The sequence below is a fragment of the Curtobacterium caseinilyticum genome, assembly GCF_030363035.1.
Classification (GTDB): Bacteria; Actinomycetota; Actinomycetes; order Actinomycetales; family Microbacteriaceae; genus Curtobacterium; species Curtobacterium caseinilyticum.
Map to the genome: position 1 here is coordinate 338,737 of NZ_JAUCMN010000002.1, position 15,571 is coordinate 354,307.

At 74.0% G+C, this 15,571-nt stretch carries 16 protein-coding genes; 7 read left to right on the top strand and 9 right to left on the bottom strand.

Annotation, left to right across the window (positions count from 1 at the left end):
- Positions 1–70: 70 nt before the first annotated feature.
- The 7 genes from QUG93_RS04060 to QUG93_RS04090 all read right to left on the bottom strand — a co-directional run bounded on the left by QUG93_RS04060 (position 71) and on the right by QUG93_RS04090 (position 5,588).
- On the bottom strand, positions 71–964 hold the full coding sequence (locus QUG93_RS04060) for an aggregation-promoting factor C-terminal-like domain-containing protein (RefSeq protein ID WP_289472370.1): 894 nt from the start codon (positions 962–964) through the stop codon (positions 71–73).
- A 274-nt stretch (positions 965–1,238) separates the two neighbouring features.
- Positions 1,239–1,700, bottom strand: coding sequence for a MarR family winged helix-turn-helix transcriptional regulator (locus tag QUG93_RS04065; RefSeq protein WP_289472371.1), 462 nt, complete (start codon positions 1,698–1,700; stop codon positions 1,239–1,241).
- Between the two features lie 154 nt (positions 1,701–1,854).
- Positions 1,855–2,517 (bottom strand): GntR family transcriptional regulator, encoded by a 663-nt coding sequence (locus tag QUG93_RS04070; protein WP_289472372.1) that lies wholly within the window; start codon positions 2,515–2,517, stop codon positions 1,855–1,857.
- 111 nt (positions 2,518–2,628) lie between these two features.
- Positions 2,629–3,057, bottom strand: a complete 429-nt coding sequence (locus QUG93_RS04075) for a DUF1810 domain-containing protein (RefSeq protein ID WP_289472373.1) — start codon at positions 3,055–3,057, stop codon at positions 2,629–2,631.
- Positions 3,054–3,845 (bottom strand): DUF2071 domain-containing protein, encoded by a 792-nt coding sequence (locus tag QUG93_RS04080; RefSeq protein ID WP_289472374.1) that lies wholly within the window; start codon positions 3,843–3,845, stop codon positions 3,054–3,056. Before QUG93_RS04080 ends, QUG93_RS04075 begins: the two co-directional genes overlap by 4 nt.
- The gene (locus QUG93_RS04085) at positions 3,842–4,240 is read right to left on the bottom strand and encodes a DoxX family protein (RefSeq protein WP_289472375.1); all 399 of its coding nucleotides are present in this window, start codon (positions 4,238–4,240) and stop codon (positions 3,842–3,844) included. Before QUG93_RS04085 ends, QUG93_RS04080 begins: the two co-directional genes overlap by 4 nt.
- A 55-nt stretch (positions 4,241–4,295) precedes the next feature.
- Positions 4,296–5,588, bottom strand: a complete 1,293-nt coding sequence (locus QUG93_RS04090) for a bifunctional phosphopantothenoylcysteine decarboxylase/phosphopantothenate synthase (RefSeq protein WP_289472613.1) — start codon at positions 5,586–5,588, stop codon at positions 4,296–4,298.
- 66 nt (positions 5,589–5,654) lie between these two features.
- Between QUG93_RS04090 and QUG93_RS04095 the strand changes: the two genes are divergently transcribed.
- Complete coding sequence (locus tag QUG93_RS04095; RefSeq protein WP_289472376.1) at positions 5,655–6,443, top strand: NRDE family protein; 789 nt, start codon at positions 5,655–5,657, stop codon at positions 6,441–6,443.
- A gap of 211 nt (positions 6,444–6,654) precedes the next feature.
- Positions 6,655–7,422, top strand: a complete 768-nt coding sequence (locus QUG93_RS04100) for an SGNH/GDSL hydrolase family protein (RefSeq protein WP_289472377.1) — start codon at positions 6,655–6,657, stop codon at positions 7,420–7,422.
- 154 nt (positions 7,423–7,576) lie between these two features.
- Here QUG93_RS04100 and QUG93_RS04105 read toward each other — a convergent pair whose 3' ends face one another.
- Positions 7,577–8,503, bottom strand: a complete 927-nt coding sequence (locus tag QUG93_RS04105) for an SDR family oxidoreductase (protein WP_289472378.1) — start codon at positions 8,501–8,503, stop codon at positions 7,577–7,579.
- 82 nt (positions 8,504–8,585) lie between these two features.
- Here QUG93_RS04105 and QUG93_RS04110 point away from each other — a divergent pair, with 82 nt between their 5' ends.
- The 3 genes from QUG93_RS04110 (at position 8,586) to QUG93_RS04120 (ending at position 11,323) form a co-directional block, all read left to right on the top strand.
- Complete coding sequence (locus QUG93_RS04110; RefSeq protein ID WP_289472379.1) at positions 8,586–9,695, top strand: LLM class flavin-dependent oxidoreductase; 1,110 nt, start codon at positions 8,586–8,588, stop codon at positions 9,693–9,695.
- A gap of 125 nt (positions 9,696–9,820) precedes the next feature.
- Positions 9,821–10,447, top strand: coding sequence for a hypothetical protein (locus QUG93_RS04115; RefSeq protein WP_289472380.1), 627 nt, complete (start codon positions 9,821–9,823; stop codon positions 10,445–10,447).
- Positions 10,448–10,831: 384 nt separating this feature from the next.
- Positions 10,832–11,323, top strand: coding sequence for a pyridoxamine 5'-phosphate oxidase family protein (locus QUG93_RS04120; RefSeq protein WP_289472381.1), 492 nt, complete (start codon positions 10,832–10,834; stop codon positions 11,321–11,323).
- Positions 11,324–11,439: 116 nt separating this feature from the next.
- Here QUG93_RS04120 and QUG93_RS04125 read toward each other — a convergent pair whose 3' ends face one another.
- Positions 11,440–12,693 carry a glycosyltransferase family protein gene (locus QUG93_RS04125; protein WP_289472382.1) on the bottom strand — a complete coding sequence of 418 codons (1,254 nt, stop codon included), beginning with the start codon at positions 12,691–12,693 and terminating at the stop codon, positions 11,440–11,442.
- A 424-nt stretch (positions 12,694–13,117) separates the two neighbouring features.
- Here QUG93_RS04125 and QUG93_RS04130 point away from each other — a divergent pair, with 424 nt between their 5' ends.
- Complete coding sequence (locus tag QUG93_RS04130; protein ID WP_289472383.1) at positions 13,118–14,539, top strand: MFS transporter; 1,422 nt, start codon at positions 13,118–13,120, stop codon at positions 14,537–14,539.
- A 127-nt stretch (positions 14,540–14,666) separates the two neighbouring features.
- The gene (locus QUG93_RS04135) at positions 14,667–15,446 is read left to right on the top strand and encodes an endonuclease/exonuclease/phosphatase family protein (protein WP_289472384.1); all 780 of its coding nucleotides are present in this window, start codon (positions 14,667–14,669) and stop codon (positions 15,444–15,446) included.
- Positions 15,447–15,571: the final 125 nt, after the last annotated feature.

Below are 15,571 nucleotides of genomic sequence, written 5' to 3' on the forward strand. Positions count from 1 at the left end.
GGGAGGCGCGGTACCGTCCGGTCCCGCGCCTCCCGTCCGGTGGGTGGTGACGACCGTCACCGTGGTCGGCTCAGTAGAAGTCGTTCGCCTGCGAGTGGGCCCATGCCGCGCACGGCGTGCCGTAGGCGGCGCTGATGTACTGCAGGCCCCAGGTGACCTGCGTGGTGGCGTTCGTCCGCCAGTCGGCGGCGACGGTCGCCATCTTCGAGCCCGGGAGCGCCTGCGGGATGCCCGTCGCGCCGCCGTTCGGGTTGACGGCCTGGTAGTTCCAGCCCGACTCCTTCGTCCACAGGTTGTCGAGGCACTGGAACTCGCCGGATCCCCAGCCGTACCGGGACGACGCCATCGAGGACGCGGTGGCCTTCGCCCCGGCGACCGTGTTGGCGGCTGCCTGTCGTTCGGCTGCGGCTGCTGCTTCGGCTGCGGCGGCGGCCTTCGCTGCGGCGGCGGCCTTCGCTGCCGCGGCAGCCTTCGCGTCAGCCGCTGCCTTCGCGGCGGCGTCCGCGTCCGCCTTGTCCTGGGACGCACTGGCCTCGGCGACCTCGGCGGTCGCGTCGACGGTCGAGGCGATGCGCGAGGTGATCGCGGCACCGGACAGCTGCCGGTAGTCGGACAGCGCGTCGACCCGGCGTTCGAGCGCCGTGGTGTCGGTCTTGTCGTTCGCGTCGGCGAGGACGGTGCGAGCGGTCGCGATCGTCGCCGCGGCCTGGGCGCGGTCGAGCGAGGCACCGTGCAGGGCGGGCACGCTCGACGCGCTGGCGGAGGGGATGCCGATGGCCTCGCCGATCGCCGGCTGCGTGCCGACGGTGGCGACGCCGCCGACGAGCGCCACGGCGGCGGCACCCCCGACGACGAGGGCGGAGCGTCCGCGGAGTGCACGGCGGAAGCGGCGGCCGGGGGTGTCGAGCGCCTGGCGTCGGGTGGTCGCAGTGGTGGTGTGGGGTTCGGGGGTGGTGCGCGTCATCGGTTCCGGTGGTCGGCCGGCTGCTGCTGCGGTCCCGGGGCACGGCGCACCTGCGGGCACGCGGGTGGGGGAGCGTGCACGGGTCGTCGTGGGGGAGCGCGAGCCGGGGGAGGACCGGACGGTGGTGTGGGGCCCGTCCGTCCGCCACTGGGCGACCGGTCGGCCGCCTGCTCGGGCGAAGCCGACACGATGACGCGTCAGCCTGGACGACCTGTCCAGGACCGCTGGCAGAACCGTCCGTCCACCCCCTGGTAACGGTTCGGTAACGGTCCGTTCAGCGGTCGCCGGTGGGAACTTCCTGGGTGCGATCGCCCTGCCCGATCCGCTCCAGGGCGCCGAGGGCCGCGGCGATCGCGGCGACGTCCTCCGCAGGCAGGTCGGCGATGAGCCCGGCGACGATGCCGGTGCGGTCCGAGCGCGCGCGTTCGACCGCGGCGATGCCCTCCGGCGTGGCCGAGACCATGAAGGCCCGGCCGTCGCGGGGGTCGGCCTCGCGTTCGATGAACCCGCGCTGCTCGAGCTCGGTGAGGATGCGGGTCATGGTCGGCTTCGTGACCACCTCGATCCGCGACAGGTCGCCGGGGCGCAGGGGTCCGTCGGTCTGGATCGTCGCGAGTGCGGAGACGAGTCCGTAGCCCAGTGCGGCCGAGTCGGTGCGGGCCCGGCGGTTGATCCGGCCGACCGCTGCGGCGAGGCGTGCTGCGATCTCGGTGCGGTCCGGCTGACGGTGGCTCATGCGGTGCTCCCGGGCGTCGGGTCGAGGCGGGTCGGAGCGATGCTACCGGTCATCAGAGCCCTGTGACGGCGAGCCGCGCGTGGCCCGTGGTGCGACGACGGACGCCCGCCCCGAGCGGCGGGACGGGCGTTCCTGTGCGTCAGTACAGGGCGGCTCAGCTCCGGACGTGCTGCTTCTCGCCGGGGAGCAGGTGGATGGCCTCGGTCGCGAGCTCGGCCGCGACGTTGTCGCCCGACTCGGTCGCCTGACGCAGACGCCGGAAGTCGGCGGTGAGCTGGTCCCAGTCGATGAGCTCGTCGAGGTTCGGCAGGCGCAGGCGGAACGCGAGTCCGTCCATCGTGTCGCGGCAGACGCGCTGCAGGTTCTCGTTGCCGCACGCGTCGACGTAGCGACCGAACACGTCGAGTGCGTCGTGGTTCACCGCGGAGACGTCGTGCGCCTCGAGCTCGCCGATGGTCCGGTCGAGCTGCGCGAGGATCTTCTTCCTGCTCGACGCGGTCAGCCGGGGGACCGCCAGGCGGACGACTCCGCCGAACAGGACGCCGAGGGTCTGCATCGCCTCGACCACCTCCTCGGGCTTCGGCGTGGTCACCCGCGTGTACCGGTTCGGTGCCATCTCGATCAGTCCGGCGCGCGCGAGCTGGCTCAGGGCCTCGCGGATCGGCGTGCGGGAGACACCGAGCCACGCGATGAGCTCGTCGTCGTTGAGGCGCTCGCCGGGCTCGAGGGTGCCGTCCATGATGGCGGCGTGGATCTTGTGGCGGACGGTGTCGCGGAGCAGCTGGTGCTCGGTGGGGGCGCTGCTGGGGACCGGCATGCGGGTGTCCTCGTGGTCGGTGGACGATCGTGACTGCGCCGGACCGCTCGGTGCGGACGCGTCACAACCGTACCTGATATGTGAGCGGTCGTCCGCCGGTGTGGCCGGCGGTCAGTCGTCGTGCTCGAGCAGGCGGACCGTGAGCGGGTCCTCGGTGCCGTGGAACCAGCGGTCGAGCACCGCGTGGAACGGGGCCGGGTCCTCGGCGGCGCGCGCGAAGAGCGTCATCGACGACCGGGCCTTCATCGCGTCGATGCCCCCGAACAGGTCGTCGGCGCTCCGTGCCGGTGCGGTTGCCGCCACCCGTGCGGCCTCGAGCAGGCGGGGGCCGAGCACCGGGTGTGCCAGGTACGCACGGGCCTCGTCGAGTCCGTCGATGGCGTAGCGCTGTGCGGTGGTGCTCCGACCGAGCCCGGCGACCTGCGGGAAGACGAACCACATCCAGTGCGACCGCTTCCGCCCGTCGCGGAGTTCGGCGAGCGCCTGCTCGTGCACGCCGTCCTGCGCGCGGACGAACCGGTCGAGGTCGTCGCCGCTCACCGGACCACGTCTCCCCACGCGTACCGCACGGTGGTGCCGTCGACGACGAGCACCGAGTCGGGGTCGTGGTCGAACAGCCCGGGCAGGCCCACGGCGTCGGGCAGGTCGCCCTCGAGCCGCTCCAGCGTCGCCGAGCGGATCGTGAGCGGCGGGTGCTGGCGCTGCCAGAACAGCGTCTGCGCGAGGTGTCGCGCGTGGATGCCGGCGCGCGTCGTGAGGTCGACGGCGAGCGGGGAGTCGACCACGTCACCCGCGGTGACGCGGACCACGGTGTCGTGTCGCGGCCGCGCGGTCCTCGGTCGTCGGGAGCGCACCAGGTCCCGCACCCACCGCACCGGGTGCGCCGCACGGGCCGGGTGGCGCACCGACCGGTGGTCGAGCGTGTCCCCGCGGCGGGTCGCCCGGACGTGCGCGAACGTGTACGGCACGCCGAGGAGCGTGTTCGCGGCGACGATGGCGGGCACGTGGCCGGTGTCGACCGTGCGGTACACGATGCCCCGCCGGCCCCGGGTGTCCACGGTCGGGATCTCGATGGTCACCTCGGTCATCGAACCGAGTCGTCGTGACGGCGGGAACGGCGGGAGCGCCGTCTCACGGAAGACGTACGCGGTCAGTCCGACCCAGGCGCTCCCGTCGACGACGTCCGGACGGGTCCCGCGTGGGACGAGTCGCGCGAGGGCGCCGGGCTCGCGCCGCCAGTGCGCGAAGACGATGTCCTCCCATGCGTGCACCGCCACCGGTCGGTGCACCAGGGGGACCGCGGCGCGCTCCCGTGCCACCTCGGTCACCGCTTCGGCGCGTGTCGGCCGACGCGCACGGCCCAGGCCACGAGCGGTGCCTGCAGGGGCAGTCGCAGCACCGAGACGAGCCGTGCCGTCCGGGTCGAGCGCGGGCTGTCGAGCAGGTCGCCGGCCATCTTCACGTTCGCGGGGAAGACCGCCGTGAACAGCGTGGCCGCGGCCCACCCGGACGCGCGGCGGGTCGCCGGGACGAGCAGCCCCGTGGCGACGACGAGCTCGGCGATGCCGGACGCGACGGTCGTGAGACGGGGCGGCAGGCCCTCCGGCACGATCCGGTCGTAGCCGCGGGGGCGGAGGAAGTGGGTGACGCCGGCTCCGGCCAGGAGCACGGCGAGCATCGTGGCCGTCCGGGTGGCGCGCCGGGCACGCTCGCGTCGTCGCATGCCCCCATCGTGCCCGCCGCAGCCCGAGCGGGCACCGAGGACCGCCCCGGTGTGCTCAGGTGAGCGCGGTCGCGACGAGGTCGAGCACCGCGGTCGCGACGTCCGCCTTGCTGCCCGACGTCTCGCGCACCACCTCCCCGCCGGGCACCAGCACCTCGATCGCGTTCTCCTCGCGCTCGAAGCCCGCGTCCCACCCGACGTGGTTCACGACGAGCAGGTCGGCCGGCTTGCGGGCGATCTTGGCCCGGCCGAGGGCGATGCGCGCCTCGCGGTCGGGCTCGGTCTCCGCCGCGAACCCCACGACGATCTGCCCGGTGCGGCGCGCGGCGACCAGTTCGGCGAGCACGTCGGGGTTGCGGACGAGCTCGAGCGTCATGGTGTCGCCCTGCTCGTCCTTCTTGAGCTTGTCGGGCCGGACCTCCGCCGGTCGGTAGTCCGCCACGGCAGCGGTCATCACGACGACGTCGGCGTCGGCCGCGGCCGCGTGCACGGCCTCGGCGAGCTCCTGGGTCGAGCCGACGGGCACGACCGTGGCACCGAGGCCGTCGGTCAGCCCGGCGTCGACGTTCGCGGCCACCAGCGTGACGGTGGCACCGCGACGGACGGCGTCCGCCGCGATCGCGACGCCCTGACGACCACTCGAGCGGTTGCCGACGAAGCGCACCGGGTCGAACGGTTCGCGTGTGCCGCCGGCGCTCACGACCACCCGTACCCCGGCCAGGTCACCCTGGTCGCCGCGTGCGCCGGTCGCAGCGGACCCGGTCGCGGTCGTGCCGGCCGGGAGGCGCGGCTCGCTCCGGTCGTGCCGCCCTGCCTCCGCCGTCGGCTCGAGCACCGCCAGCGCGGCGGTCACGATGTCCTCGGGCTCCGCCATCCGGCCGATGCCGGCGTCGTCCCCGGTCAGCGCACCGACCACGGGCCCCACGAAGCGGACGCCGCGGCCCTGCAGGGTCCGGACGTTGGCGCGGGTGGCGGGGTGCTCCCACATCTGCGGGTGCATCGCGGGGGCGACCACCACTGGGGCCTCGGTCGCGAGCAGGGTGGTGCCGAGCAGGTCTCCGGCCAGTCCGCCGGCCATCCGGGCGAGCGAGTCGGCGGTCGCGGGGGCGACGACGACCAGGTCCGCTCGGCGACCGAGGGCGACGTGACGCACCTCGGCGACGTCGTCCCAGACGCTCGTCGTCACCGGGTTCCGGCTGAGGGCCTCGAGGGTGGGCAGCCCGACGAAGCGGAGCGCGCCCTCCGTCGGCACGACGTGGACGTCGTGGCCGCGCTTGACCAGGTCGCGGACGACCCCGACGGCCTTGTAGGCGGCGATGCCCCCGGTGATCCCGACGACGACGGACAGACGGCGACCTGCTGCAGCATCCACGTCGGTCACGCTACCCGGACGCCGCGTGCGAGGATCGAGCCCATGTGCACCGTCGTCGTCCGCGTCGACCCCAGCGGCGCGTGGCCGGTCACCGTGCTCGCGCTCCGCGACGAGTCCCCCGAGCGTCCGTGGGACCCGCCGGCCGCGTGGTGGCCGGACCTCGACCCGACCGTCCGGGGTGTCCGCGACCGCTCGGCCGGGGGCGCGTGGCTCGCCGTGTCCGACCGCGCCGGGCTCGCCGTGGTGCTCAACCGTGCCGAACCCGTGCCGAGCGAGGACGGCACGTGGACGACCCGCGGGGTGCTGCCGCTCGACGCCGTGACCGGGACCGTGCCGGGCGCGGGCGGAGCGCTGCCGACGACGCGGGCGTTCAACCTCGTCCGGGCCAGTGCACAGGGCGTCACGGTCGACACGTGGGACGGTGCGACGGTGCACAGCGAGACCCTCGGTCCCGGCGTGCACATGATCACGCACGGTGCCCCGGACGACCCCTCGGCGCCCCGCATCGGCCGGTGGCTGGACGCCTTCCGCGACGCCCCCGCCCCGACCGGCCCGCCCGCGCTCGGACCGTTCGACGAGCTCCGCGCCGCCGGTGCGGGTGCCGACCCCGGCGACGGCTGGGCCGGCTGGTTCGGCGTCCTCGCCGCGTCCTCCTCGCTGCCCGCGGACGACCCCGACGCGATCCTGCGGGACGCCGTCGAGCCGGACGGACACGTCGCCACGCTCTCGGTCGTCGCCGCGGCCGTCGGGCACGACCGGACCGTGCTGCAGCACGCACGGCTCGCGCACCCCGGACGGCTCGACGGCTCCGTGGAGCTGCACCGCGCCTGACCGCCCGGCCGGGCCGCGCCGGGTGACCAGCCGCACCGAGCGGCCGGCCGTGCCGAGCGACCGGCCGCGCCGAGCGACAGGCCGCGCCGGGCGACCGGCCGCGCCGGGCCGCACCCGCTCCGGGTGAGGTTCCTGACGCGTCCTCGATGCTGTGAGGAGCAGCAGCGCCAGGGGCGGTCCGGACGTGGTCGAGCGGCGTACGGTCCCGGTCGTGACCCCGAGCACCCTGCCGACCGCGGGCCCCGTGACCGCCAGCGGCACCAGCACGCCGCGACACCCTCGCCTGGCCCGCACCGTCCTCGCGACGGCGCTCGCCGGCCTGACCGCGTTCGCCCTCGTCGCCTGCAGCGAGGACTCCTCCGTCGCCGCCGCGCCCACCCCGACGCCCACGGGCCGCGCGTGGGACCACGCTCCCGGCGAGCGGATCGTCGTCATCGGTGACTCGGTGAGCGGCGGACACGGTCTGACGCCCGAGCAGGCGTGGCCGGCGCTCCTCGCCCGGACCGAGCGGTGGCAGCTCACGAACCTGTCCTGTGACGGCGCGGGCGTCATCGCCGAGGGCGACGCGGACGAGTGCGCGAGCGCCTACCCCGGCCTCGTGGAGCGCGCGGTGGGGCTGCGGCCCCGGGTCGTCCTCGTGCAGGCCAGCTCGAACGACCTGGGGGAGGACGACGCCCAGGTCGCGAGCGCGACCGACCAGCTCGTCGCGCTCGTCCACCGCGACCTGCCAGCGGCCCGGGTGATCGGCCTCAGCGCGGTCTGGAACGAGCAGTCGCCGCCGGCGCAGCTCACGACCATCTCGCACGCGCTCCGTCAGGCGGTCCGGCGGGACGGCGGGACCTACGTGGACGTCGGGCAGCCGCTGTCCGGCCACCGCGACTGGATGCAGTCCGACGACGTCCACCCGACCGCCCGGGGGCAGCGCGCCCTCGAGGCGGGGGTGATCGACGCCTTCGCGCGCGACCACCTGCGGTTCTGACGGCGGCGGGGCAGAGCGGGCGCGCCTCCCGGCCGGAGCACCCACCGGACGCGGGGACGGACCACCCGCTGGATGCCGGGCTGGACGAGCAGCTGCGCGCTCCGCCGGCCGGACCGGCCGCACGGCGAGCGGCTCGTCGGAGTGAACTCCCGGGTCAGGCCGGTGCGCGCGTGTCCGTCAGGTCCTCGGCGACCGTCCAGAGCGACCGGGCGAGGTCCGCACTCCGCGCCGAGCGGGGCACCGACACCGCGGTGGTCGGTCCGGTGAGCCCACCGAACCCGGACGGCCCGTAGTAGGCCCCGCCGGCCGCCGCCGGACCGACCGCGGCGTACAGCAGCGGCTCCGCGCCCTGCTCCACGGCCTGCGTGAAGGGCAGCGCGCGGTCGCTGGACCGGACCGGGCGTGCGCGGCCGAGCGAGCGCCCGGCCGACTGCAGGTTCGTCCGCGTGTACCCGGGGTGCGCTGCCGTGCTGACGAGCGGCCAGTCCCGCTCGACGGACAGTCGGTGCAGGTGCAGGGCGAGGAGCAGGTCGGCGAGCTTCGACTGGGCGTACGCACGCCAGCCGTTGTAGCCGTGCTCCCACTGCAGGTCGGCGAACCGGATGCTGCCGGGGATCGCGGCCAGGCTCGACATGGTCGCGACCCGCGGCGCCGGACGTGCACCGTCCTGACCGGCGCGCAGCAGCGAGGGCAGCAGCAGGTTCGTCAGCGCGAGGTGCCCGAGGAAGTTCGTGCCGAACTGCAGCTCGAAGCCGTCGGCCGTCTCGAAGCGCTGCGGGGGTGCCATCACCCCGGCGTTGTTCACGAGGACGTCGAGCGGGCGGTCGTCGTCCGCGATGCCCGCGGCGAAGCGACGCACGCTCGCGAGGTCGGCGAGGTCGAGCTCGCGCACCTCGACCTCGGCGTCCGGGTGCTCGCGGCGGATGCGGTCCGCCGCGGCGTCGCCCTTCGACGGGGTCCGGACCGCGAGCACGACGTGCGCGCCGGCGCCGGCCAGGCGCTTCGCGGTCTCCTCGCCGGTGCCGCTGTTGGCGCCGGTCACGACGATGCGACGGCCGGTCTGGTCGGGGATGTTCGGCATGCGCGGGACGGTACGCGGCAGGTCTGGCACGCCGCCGAGCGCCGTGCTAGATTCATGCGAACGCATTCAAATGGAGGACGCGATGAGCAACGCATTCGGTACCGGCCGCCCCTCGGACGTCCCGCCGCCCGCACCCGAGCGGATCGGTCCGGTGCAGCTCGGTCTCGACACCTTCGGCGACGTCACCGAGCGCCCCGACGGGTCCCTCCGGTCGGACGCGCAGAGCATCCGCGACGTGATCGACCAGGCGGTCCTGGCGGACGAGGTCGGCATCGACTTCATCGGCGTCGGTGAGCACCACCGCGAGGACTTCGTGGTGAGCGCGCCCGAGGTCGTCCTCGCCGCCATCGCCGCCCGGACCTCGCGCATCCGGATGGGCAGCGCCGTCACCGTGCTGTCCTCGGACGACCCGGTCCGGGTCTACGAGCGCTTCGCCACCGTCGACGCGCTGTCCGACGGTCGCGCCGAGGTCATCCTCGGTCGTGGGTCGTTCACCGAGTCCTTCCCGCTGTTCGGCTACGACCTGTCCGACTACGAGGTCCTGTTCGAGGAGAAGCTCCAGCTCTGGAACGCCCTCCGCGCCGGGGACCCCGTCACGTGGTCCGGCACGAAGCGCGCCTCGCTCACCGACCAGGACGTCTTCCCGAAGCTCGAGCACGGCCCGATCCCGACGTGGATCGGCGTGGGCGGCTCGCCGCAGTCGGTCATCCGTGCGGCGTCGTACGGCCTGCCGCTCTTCCTCGCGATCATCGGTGGACAGCCCGCGCAGTTCGCGCCGTTCTCGCGGCTGTACCGCCAGGCCCTCGACCAGCTCGAGATCCCGCAGCAGCCGATCGCGATGCACTCGCCGGGCTTCGTCGCCGAGACCGACGAGGAAGCTGCAGAGCGCTACTGGCCGTACCACAAGGCCGTCACCGACCGACTCGGCCGTGAGCGCGGCTGGCCCCCGCTCGACACCGCCCAGTACCAGGCCGGACTCTCCGCCGGCGGGTCACTGTACGTCGGGTCGCCGGAGACCGTGGCGCGCAAGATCGCGCGCAACATGCGGATCCTCGGCGTCTCCCGGTTCGACATGCGGTACGCGACGGGTCGGCTGCCGCACGAGGACATGATGCGGTCCATCGAGCTCTACGGCACGCGGGTCGCCCCGCGGGTGCGGGAGCTGCTCGCGGAGCCGGTGCCGGTGCCGTAGGGCGCTCGGTCGGTCGTGCGGCCGGGTCGGCCGGCCGTTCGGCTCGACCGTTCGTCGGTCCGGTCGGGAGGCTCGTCCCGCCCTCGCCACGTCGGCTCACGGCGGCGCCGGGTACGGTCCAGGGCATGTCGCCCCGCACCAACACCGTCGAGCGTCGCTTCCGAGGTCGGATCACCGGCGTCGGGAGCACCTCCGGCGTCCGGTTCGTCATCGGGATGTGGGAGCAGTCGCCCTTCGGTGCGTTCACCGACGTGTTCGTCGAGCTGCCGGACGGATCGAGCGTGTTGCTCGCGCCAGACGAGATCGTGGCCGCGTACGTCTCCGGCACCTACCGGTTCGACACCGTGTCGGTCGTGGACGTCACCGCCCGACGGACGGCGCGGGGCATCGAGCTCGATGCCGGGCCGCTCCGCGCGACCATCGACGTCGGCGCGATCTCCCCGCTCGGGCGGGTCCTGCGCATCGTGCCGAAGCCGGTGGCGCGCGACCCCCGGTGGCTCACGGTGATCGACCCGATCGCCCGGCTCGTCGCGCCCGGTGCGGGGACTGCGGGCACGGCCGGTGGCGGTCGCCGCGAGTACTACGGCGTGACCGGTGCCCACGACGTCACCGCGGTGCAGGGGTCGTGGGCGGGGGAGTCACTCGGGACACTGGCCCCGCTCGACCCGCCCGTGGCGTTCGGCTTCGCCTCGATGCCGAAGGTGCCCCAGGTCGTCGACGTCGAGACGACGATCCGCGAACCCGCTGCCTGACGCGTCGCCCTCAGTCGGGGTCCTGCGAGGTGCTCGCGCCCGTTCCTTCCCAGAACGCCCGCGATGCCTGGTTCTTCCGGGCGTACCTCCCGTTCTCGGAGGGCCAGGTACGCCCGTTCCTGCCCGGTACGCCCGTTCCCGCGAGGTACGCCCGTTCGCGCGAGGTACGCCCGTTCCTGCCCGGTACGCCCGTTCCCGCCAGGTACGCCCGTTCCTGCGCCAAGCACGCCCGTCGCCGCCAGGCCTGGATGCGGCGCCACCGACGGCGTCGGCGGCAACGGGCGGGTCCCAGCGTCGAGGGGCACACTGGCCGGAACGGAACGCGCCCGGGCAGTGCCCGGCCGGACGTCGAGCACAACGGGGCGCACGACGAACAGGAGCATCATGACCGACACGCAGGCAGACCACCGCGCAGCCATCTCGGACATCGTCCACGGCGCCCGAACCGCCCTGCTCACCACCGTCAGCGACGACGGACAGCTGCACGCCCGACCGTTGGCCGTGCAGGACAAGGCGTTCAACGGGACGCTCCGCTTCCTGGTGCAGGACGGGAGCGAGAAGGTGGAGGACATCGCGCGCAACCCGCACGTGAACGTCGCCATCGAGTCGCAGGGCGGGTACCTGTCGATCGCCGGCACCGCGACCGTGACCCGCGACGAATCCGTCATCGACGAGCTGTGGTCACCGTTCGCCGAGGCCTGGTTCCCGGACGGCCGACAGGACCCGACGATCCGACTCCTCACCGTCGAGGGGGACTCGGTCGAGTACTGGACGCAGGACACCGGCCCGGTCGGGAGCCTCGTGCAGACGCTCAAGGCCGCGCTCGGCAAGCAGAGCCAGCCCGACACCGGTCACCACGGCACCGTCGAGCTCTGACCCCGAGCCCCTGTCGCAACACGCAACGTCGGCGGTTCCTCGCAGCGCAGTACCGCTGCGAGGAACCGCCGACGTTGCGTTTCGCGGGGCGGCGTTCGGCGGGGTGTGGTCCGGCGTCAGGGCGGGCCGAGCAGCCAGAGCACGGCGACGAGCACCGGCTGGCCCAGCAGCGCACAGCTGACGAACGTCCACCGCATCCAGGGGCGGGCGACGAGCTCGGGCGACCCGAACAGCGGCGCGAGCGGCATGAGCAGCCGGGGTGTCGAGGCCATCGGCAGCGACACCGCGAAGATGTACAGCGCGTAGGCCGCGGAGTACAGCACCGTCGTCGAGCCGAGCGCGCGGGTCGACCGTCGGAGCAGCCAGACCGGGTAGGCCACGAGCAGGAACACCACGATGAGGACGCCGCCCACGCCGAGCCACCGCCCGGCGATGAGGAACCACGGGGTCATCGGCGTGAACTCCACCCGGCCGATGAAGTTCACCCACCACGACATCTCCGTCTCGAGGTAGGCGTCAGGTCGCCCGGTGACGTGCGACGCGATCACGGGCCACGCGAGCCCGGCCGCGGCCATCGCCAGGCCCGCGGCCACGACGCGCAGGCGCTCTGCGACGGGGAAGGCGTCGAGCGACCGCACCCCGGTGCCCGCGGCCGCGCGTCGGGCGCGTACCCAGCGGACGAGTGCGACGACGCCGAGCAGCAGCGGCAACGCGAGCGCTCCGGGTCGCGTGAAGGCCGCGACGACGCCGAGCAGCGTCAGCAGCCCGTAGCGCCGGCGTTCCAGCGCGAGCAGGGCCCCGAAGCTCAGCGCGAGGAAGGTGCTCTCCGCGTAGCCGACCTGGAGCAGGAAGGACAGCGGGCCGCACGTGAAGAAGAAGACCGCCCACATGCCCGCCGCGCGACCGGCGTGATCGCTGACGAGCCGGTGCAGCAGGAACGCCGCGACGAGCCCTGAGACGAGGGCGACGAGCGGTGCGCCGAGCTCGAAGGGCACCCCGGTCGAGGCCGTGAGCATGCGGATCGCGAACGGGAACGCGGGCAGGAACGCCCACGCGTTCTGCGCGACGTGGCCACCGGCGTCGAGCGGGAGCGTCGTCGGGTACCCGTGCACCGAGATCTGCTCGTAGTACTGGCCGTCCCATGCCGTCAGGAACGCGAGGAAGCCGTGCTCGTTGCCCCAGATCGCGTTGTCCGGCATCGCGCGTCCCATCAGCGGGTACGCGAGCGCGAGCCAGGACGTCGAGACGACGCGGCCACCGCCCCAGACGAGCAGCACGGCCGCCCAGACCGGCAGGCTCGTCGCGAGGTCGACGATCCGACGGCGACCGTTCGCGAGCGACCCGGTGACGGCGCCGTCGGTCCGGCTCACCGGCCCGCTCCGACGCGCGCGAGGCTCATGGTGGGCACCCCACGAGGGTACCCAGCCCGACCTGACATCCACCGCACCGGCCGGGAGGCGCGTCCCGCCACCCGGACGACCGCTCGGCCTGCACGGGTGCCCGGCCGACCTCGCGTGGCCGGCGCCGCCGTCCCGCTCCGCCAGCGGGGTGGAGCCGGCGGGGTGGAGCCGGCCGGGTGGAGCCGGCGGGGCCGAGCCGGCGGGGTGGAGCCGGCCGTGCCGCGGGTGGGTCGCACCGCCGGGGACGACCCGCGCCTCCCGGCCGACCACGTCCCGCCCTTCCTGAACGGAACCTCACCGGGGCTGCCCGACGGGCGCCGTCCTGGTCGGGCGGCGCGGTCGCCCCGCTGTCCCGCGCGGCCGGGGACCGAGCGGGCATAGCATTCGACGTGACATGGCGACGATGACGACGACACGGCGACGGGGGAGCACGGCGGTGGCCGTGCTCGTCGCGGGCACCTTCTTCATGGAGCTCCTGGACGGCACGATCCTGGCCACCGCGGCACCGGCGATGGGCCGCGACCTCGGCGTGGACTCGGCGGCGATCGGCGTCGCGATCACCGCCTACCTCGTCACGCTCGCGGTGTTCATCCCGGTGAGCGGGTGGTTGACCGACCGGATCGGCTCACGGACGGTGTTCGCCGGGGCGATCGCGCTCTTCACCGTGGCCTCGGCGCTGTGCGCTGCCTCCACCGGGCTCGTCGAGCTGACGCTCTGGCGGATCCTGCAGGGCCTCGGCGGAGCGCTCATGGTGCCGGTCGGGCGGCTCGTGGTGCTCCGCAGCGCCGGTCGCGACCAGCTCGTCACCGCGATCGCGATCCTGACCTGGCCGGCGCTCGCGGCGCCGATCATCGCGCCCTTCGTCGGTGGCGTGCTCGTCGACACCCTCAGCTGGCACTGGATCTTCCTGGTCAACATCCCGCTCGGCGTCGTCGCGTTCGTCGCGGCCCTCGTGCTCGTGCCCCAGGAACGCGCGCCGGAGCGGGTGCCGTTCGACTGGCTCGGGTCCCTGCTGGCGTGCTTCGGGTTCGGGTCCCTCGTGGTGATGGCCTCGCTCCTCGCCCTCGACACGATCCCGCTCGTCACGGTCGTCGTCTCCGGGGCCGTGGGGGCCGTGTGCTGCTGGCTCGCGGTCCGGCACTTCCGCCGGGCACCGCACCCGATCATGGGGCTCGACTCCTTCCGCCTCGAGACCTTCCGGGTGTCGCACGCCGGCGGCAGCCTGTTCCGGCTCGCGGTGTCGGCGGTGCCGTTCGTGCTGCCCCTGCTGTTCCAGGACGCCTGGGGCTGGAGCGCCGTGCTCGCCGGGTCCGCGGTGCTCTGGGTCTTCGTCGGCAACCTCGGGATCAAGCCGATGACGACGCCGTTCCTCCGCTGGTTCGGCTACCGGCCCGTGATCGTCGTGTCGAGCGCGGTCGCGGCGTTGAGCGTCGTCGCGATGGTGTTCCTGACCGAGGACACCCCGTTCTGGTTGCTCGCCGTGCTGCTCGTGGTGAGCGGTGCCGCGCGGTCGGTCGGCTTCACGGCGTACAACACCATCGCCTTCGCCGACGTCGAGCAGGCGGACATGACCCCCGCGAACACGCTGTCCTCGACGCTGCAGCAGGTCGCGGCCGGGTTCGGCGTCGCGGTCGCCGCCGTCGCGATCCGCGCTGCGGCCGGGCTCGGCGGCACCGGGCCCTACGACGTGGCGTTCGGGGTCATCGTCGTGCTGCTCGTGGTGGCCTGCGTCGAGGGGCTCCTGATGAGCCGCACGGCGGGGGACACCGTCCGACCGGCGCCACGGGTGCGGCCCGTCCGCCGTGCCCGGACCTGACGACGCCCGTTCCCGCCACGGTCACACGCAGGAAACCCGGGGTGCGCTACGGTCACAGCAACTGCCCGCGACGCCCGAGTACGGTTGCCGCGGCAGGGTGACCGAGACACCCAGGACGGAAGGCAGCATGGCCGGGCCACAGCAGCAGGGGACCATCGCAGGCGAGACCGCCGTGCAGCCCACCGAGCTGCGCGTCGTCAGCTACAACCTCCGCGAGCACACCGCGAACGGTGAGCTCGCCGCCCTCGCGGAAGCGTCCCAGGCGGACGTGGTCTGCGTCCAGGAGTGCGACAGCAACGACCTCGCTCCGTCGGTCGCCGGGCTGTCCCTGGCCGCCTCGACGAAGGCGAACCGGCTCGGGCTCGCGATCTACAAGCGGGACGACCGGTTCGAGGTCCAGGACTTCAGCATCCACTCGCTGCAGAAGTCGCTGCACGACCGCGTCCTCGCACCGGCGCACGAGCGCCTCATCGCCATGCGCCTGCGGGACACCGAGGCCGACGCCGACGTGATCGTCGCGTCCTTCCACGCCTCGCCGCTCACCGCCACCAACTCCCTGCGCCGCAAGCAGATCGAGGCCGCGCACCAGTTCGTCCGCGACCTGTCGGACGAGGCCCCGGCGATCATGGTCGGCGACTTCAACTACCCGTGGTTCCAGACGAACCTGCGCCGGAAGATCGAGCAGCACGGCTTCGCGCTGTCGCTCTCGGACCAGCCGACGTACCTGCGGTACCGGAAGTTCACGGGGCACTTCGACTTCGCGACGAGCGCCGGCCTGCACATCGCCGGCGTGGAGACACTGCCCGCGGGCATCTCCGACCACCGCCCGATCCTCGTGCGTGCCCACTACGAGCACCCGGGCACGGCGACGGCCGCCGTCGAGGTCCCGGAGACCCCGGCCGCCTGACCCACGCGGGCCACGTCCCGCTCAGCGGGCAGGACACGCCGTCGACGTGTCGCAGCGTGCGCAGGAGGCGTCGCCGAGGTGCGCCGAGCGTGACGGAGACGGCCAGCTCGGCACGCCCGCCCCGC

What these genes read in the sequence shown, in the direction of transcription:
- QUG93_RS04060 (WP_289472370.1), bottom strand. Translation starts at nt 964, where the DNA reads ATGACGCGCACCACCCCCGAACCCCACACCACCACTGCGACCACCCGA.
- QUG93_RS04065 (WP_289472371.1), bottom strand. Translation starts at nt 1,700, where the DNA reads ATGAGCCACCGTCAGCCGGACCGCACCGAGATCGCAGCACGCCTCGCC.
- QUG93_RS04070 (WP_289472372.1), bottom strand. Translation starts at nt 2,517, where the DNA reads ATGCCGGTCCCCAGCAGCGCCCCCACCGAGCACCAGCTGCTCCGCGAC.
- QUG93_RS04085 (WP_289472375.1), bottom strand. Translation starts at nt 4,240, where the DNA reads ATGCGACGACGCGAGCGTGCCCGGCGCGCCACCCGGACGGCCACGATG.
- QUG93_RS04095 (WP_289472376.1), top strand. Translation starts at nt 5,655, where the DNA reads ATGTGCACCGTCGTCGTCCGCGTCGACCCCAGCGGCGCGTGGCCGGTC.
- QUG93_RS04105 (WP_289472378.1), bottom strand. Translation starts at nt 8,503, where the DNA reads ATGCCGAACATCCCCGACCAGACCGGCCGTCGCATCGTCGTGACCGGC.
- QUG93_RS04110 (WP_289472379.1), top strand. Translation starts at nt 8,586, where the DNA reads ATGAGCAACGCATTCGGTACCGGCCGCCCCTCGGACGTCCCGCCGCCC.
- QUG93_RS04115 (WP_289472380.1), top strand. Translation starts at nt 9,821, where the DNA reads ATGTCGCCCCGCACCAACACCGTCGAGCGTCGCTTCCGAGGTCGGATC.
- QUG93_RS04120 (WP_289472381.1), top strand. Translation starts at nt 10,832, where the DNA reads ATGACCGACACGCAGGCAGACCACCGCGCAGCCATCTCGGACATCGTC.
- QUG93_RS04130 (WP_289472383.1), top strand. Translation starts at nt 13,118, where the DNA reads ATGGCGACGATGACGACGACACGGCGACGGGGGAGCACGGCGGTGGCC.
- QUG93_RS04135 (WP_289472384.1), top strand. Translation starts at nt 14,667, where the DNA reads ATGGCCGGGCCACAGCAGCAGGGGACCATCGCAGGCGAGACCGCCGTG.